Source organism: uncultured Brachyspira sp. (assembly GCF_934747485.1).
GTDB lineage: Bacteria > Spirochaetota > Brachyspiria > Brachyspirales > Brachyspiraceae > Brachyspira.
The window spans coordinates 1-1,550 of sequence record NZ_CAKVGN010000134.1 but is presented as its reverse complement, the minus strand read 5'-3'; the positions used below and the strand labels follow the sequence as shown (position 1 = coordinate 1,550).

Genomic DNA, 1,550 nt, shown 5'->3' with positions numbered 1-1,550 from the left:
AAATAAATAAAATTATGATTGAATTTAAATTATGAAAGTTAATTTTATAAAATTAAATAACATTATTACATATGAATATAAAAATTGTAAATTTAATTAAAATCTTTTCTTATTACTTCTATTGGAACAGGGTTTATTTCATTGCCTTGAGTAAACCAAAAATAGCTATTTTTATGAAATCCAACTATTGCGTTACCAGATATTTCGCCATAATAATTTAATACTTCTTTTATTAAACTATTTATTTCTTCATCTTCAATATCTGGAATATTGCTATATTTTTTATCAAACCTTATATTACCACTCCTATATTCATTTTCTAAAGTCAAAAAAACAGGATTTGCATACATACAAACAGGCAATTCGTCAAATAGAAGATAATTATTTCTTTTCAAATATTTACCATCTATAATATATAACAAATAATGTATTTTTTGCATTTTTAAATCATTGCTCATACCGTATAAATAATTATTATCTAAACAGTAATTTATTATTAATTTTGCAAAATTAATAAGTTTAAAGTTTTTTTCTTCTAAAAAAATATTTCCACCTTCTTCAAGTCGTATTTTAACGGCTTCTTCGGAAACTTCAAATAGAGATGCCATTTGAGAAATATTTTTATCTTCATTTATGTATAACATTACAAATTTTACTGGCATTAATATTTCAGAAGCCAATCTATTTGCCTGTTTTTCCAATACATTTGAAAGTCTACTTCGATACATAGCGTTATCGGTTAAATTATTTCCTATTTTATCCTTATGCAATATATAATGAGCTATTTCATGAGCTATTGTAAATCTTTGTCTATTCCTGTTATCTTCGCTATTAACATATATGACATATTTTTTATCTTCTTTCAAAATCGCTCCAGATATTCCAGACATAGTGCTTTTATATACTTTTATATCTAAATCATTGGCTATATCTGTTATTTTTACAGGAGTTTTTTGCTGATGTTTATCTATAATTTCTAAATATTTATTTTCTATCATAGGTTGTCAATCTCCCCTTCTATTTTATGATTATCAAGTTCGCTTATATTCGTTTTGCTATTAATATTTATATTATTATTAAAAGCTTCTTTTAATTTTTTCTCATGCTCGCTAATAGATTGGGTATGTTCTTTTAATTTATTATCAACTTCCTTTAATTTATCTTGAGTAGATTTAAAATTAATAAAGGCAAACAAAGCTATAAATATAGCTCCAAATCCTATTATAGTTTGTAATATTCCAATATTTATTGATAATAAAGAAATAATGTCATAATTATGAGCTTGGAATATATTAAAAATCGGGAATAAACCTAATATAAGAACGGTTGCTATTATAACTCCTATTACAAATATACCTATATATTTAACTATAGACATAAAATATCATACCTCTTATTTCTTAATATTATAAGAATTTCAAATTTATATCAATATCATTAAGTAAATTTATTTTAAGAATATACTAATGAATTATGCATTGTTATAATATTGACATAATAAATTTGACATTTTTATTTTTATGATTTATAATTATTTATAATAGTTTTCG

At 22.3% G+C, this 1,550-nt stretch carries 2 protein-coding genes; both read right to left on the bottom strand.

The features are described from left to right. Positions 1-92: 92 nt before the first annotated feature. Positions 93-998: an ImmA/IrrE family metallo-endopeptidase gene (locus Q0H31_RS13195; RefSeq protein ID WP_147739656.1), complete on the bottom strand. Its 906-nt coding sequence runs from the start codon at positions 996-998 to the stop codon at positions 93-95. Then, positions 995-1,378 carry a hypothetical protein gene (locus Q0H31_RS13190; RefSeq protein WP_147739657.1) on the bottom strand — a complete coding sequence of 128 codons (384 nt, stop codon included), beginning with the start codon at positions 1,376-1,378 and terminating at the stop codon, positions 995-997. Before Q0H31_RS13190 ends, Q0H31_RS13195 begins: the two co-directional genes overlap by 4 nt. Between the last annotated feature and the right edge of the window lie 172 nt (positions 1,379-1,550).